We start from the raw sequence: 1,351 nt of genomic DNA, 5'->3' as shown, positions 1-1,351 counted from the left end.
CCAACAAATCAAACGCTGCCTGTGGTCCCATGGTTGCGGCCGGATACGTTGGCATGTTCGGCTCTTGCGACCAGGCAGCCTGGATGGCATCAATGAAGTGCCACGAAGCCGACAATTCGGACCAATGAGTAAAGTTGGTCTGATCGCCTTCCAACACGTTGTTGATCAACCGTTCATAAGCCTCTGGTGCTGCAGCCGCTGCCTCTGGGTCATGGCGGTAACGCAATTCATCCGGTTCAATGGTGAGGCCAGTTCCCAACGCCTTGCCGTTTAGCTGTAGTGAATAGCCTTCACTTGGCTCGATATAAATGGTCAAGGTGTCCGGTTTGCTGTCGGCGGATTGGCCGAACAACGGCGCAGCGACTGGCTTGAAGGTCAGTGTCAGCTGCGTCGATTTGCGCGTCAAACGCTTGCCGGTGCGAATATAAATCGGAACGCCTTGCCACTGCGGCATATCCAACATAATTTTTCCGGCCACAAATGTCGCGGTTTGTGAATCAGCCGCCACGCCTTCTTCCTCACGGTATCCGCGAACGGCTTTCCCATCGACTTCAGCTCCGACGTACTGGGCGCGGACAAAATTGGCTTTCGCTGTTGCCAGATCATAGGGCTTCAACGCCGCGAACACTTTATCCTTTTCCGCCAAAATGTCATTGGTCGTAAAGGACTTCGGCTTGTCCATGGTGAGATAAGACAGCACCTGCATCACGTGGTTTTGCACCATGTCCCGCAGCGCACCAGCCTTTTCATAATAACCGGCCCGTTCCTCAACACCGACCGCTTCTGCCAACGTAATTTGAATGTTGTCGATATACTTCTTATTCCAGATGCCTTCAAAAATCGTATTGTCAAACCGAAACGCCAAAAGATTCTGAATCATCTCTTTGCCTAAGTAATGATCAATCCGGAAGATCTGATCATCGTCAAACGTTGCCGTTAACGAGTCATTCAGTTCTTTGGCGCTGGCGTAGTCATGGCCAAACGGTTTTTCGATAATGAGCCGATTAAACCCGACATCTGTCAACAAATGTTCGGACTTGAGATGGCTGGCAATGGTTTCAAAGAAGTCCGGTGCCATCGCCATGTAAAAGACCCGGTTGCCACCCGTCGCAAACTGATCATCCAACTTAGCCGCCAGATTTTTTAGCGTGATGTAATGATCCGCATCGGTGACATCATGGCTTTGATAAAAGAAATGTTGGGCAAACGCGTGTGCTTGCGCTGGCTCGGGGTTAAGCCCGGCAATCGCGGTTTCAACCACCTCATGGTAATGTTCATCGCTCCATGGTCGTCGGGCAGTCCCGATCACGGCAAAATGTTCAGCCAACACGCCGCGGCGATAAAGATTAAA

1 protein-coding gene is annotated in these 1,351 nt (G+C 51.2%); it reads right to left on the bottom strand.

What is annotated here, in order from left to right; translation table 11 throughout:
• A partial coding sequence (gene zwf, locus GSO_RS15235) for a glucose-6-phosphate dehydrogenase (RefSeq protein ID WP_010493872.1) occupies positions 1-1,351 on the bottom strand: 1,351 nt, incomplete at both ends.

The sequence above is a fragment of the Lacticaseibacillus zeae DSM 20178 = KCTC 3804 genome (assembly GCF_000260435.1).
Classification (GTDB): Bacteria; Bacillota; Bacilli; order Lactobacillales; family Lactobacillaceae; genus Lacticaseibacillus; species Lacticaseibacillus zeae.
This window is presented reverse-complemented; position numbering and strand designations above follow the sequence as displayed.